We start from the raw sequence: 780 nt of genomic DNA, 5'->3' as shown, positions 1-780 counted from the left end.
GCCATTCGAAGTGCCGGGGCGGTCGAAGAACGCGAGGACATCAGTGGCCCGCTGCTTTAAGGTCCGGCCAAGCCGGCGGATCTCGACCAGGGCGGCTGGGACGCCGGTGGTGACCGCGTCGATGACCGCTTGCATCAGCTTCTTTCCCTTCTTTTTGTCGGCTTCCCGGTAGGCAGCGACGATGCGCTGGTAGATACCCCACGTCGCCTCGACCTCGAGGTGCTCTTCAGCCCTGAACACCGCGTCCAGCCGGGTCTGCTGCTTCTCCGTGAGTAGGTCCGCACCAGTGTGGAGGGTCCGCCTGGCTCGGTAGAGCAGGTCGCCAGAGCGTCCGCGGTGACCGGTCGTGATCTGCTGAACACGTTGCCGGCACCTATCCAACCCATCTCCTGCCAGACGGACGACGTGGAAGGGGTCCATGACCGGGACCGCGTCGGGAAGTTCTTCCGTCGCGGCGGTTTTGAACCCGGTGAACCCATCCATCGCGACCACCTCCACCTTGTTCCGCCAGGTCTGCGGTCGATTCGCAAGCCAGGCCTTGAAGACGGCCTTGGAGCGTCCTTCGACCATGTCCAGCAGGCGCGCTGGGCCCGTCTTGGCGCGGATCGGTGTCAGATCAATGATGACCGTGACGTACTTGTCTCCCTTGCGGGTGTGGCGCCAGACGTGCTCGTCCACCCCGATCGCGGTGACCTGATCGAAGCGGGCCGGGTCATCGATCAGGACGCGCTTGCCCTCGGCGAGGACCGCATCGTTCGCGGTGTCCCAGGCGACATCAAG

Annotated in this window: 1 protein-coding gene; it reads right to left on the bottom strand. The window is 64.7% G+C overall.

The genetic code is table 11. The annotated features are described in order from the left end of the window. Positions 1–780 (bottom strand): ISL3 family transposase (locus Q0747_RS13870; RefSeq protein ID WP_298255637.1); only part of this gene is annotated, 780 nt, incomplete at both ends.

The sequence above is a fragment of the uncultured Arthrobacter sp. genome (assembly GCF_947493765.1).
Classification (GTDB): domain Bacteria; phylum Actinomycetota; class Actinomycetes; order Actinomycetales; family Micrococcaceae; genus Arthrobacter_D.
The sequence above is the reverse complement of the archived record's forward strand: the minus strand, read 5'-3'. Positions and strand labels throughout refer to the sequence as shown.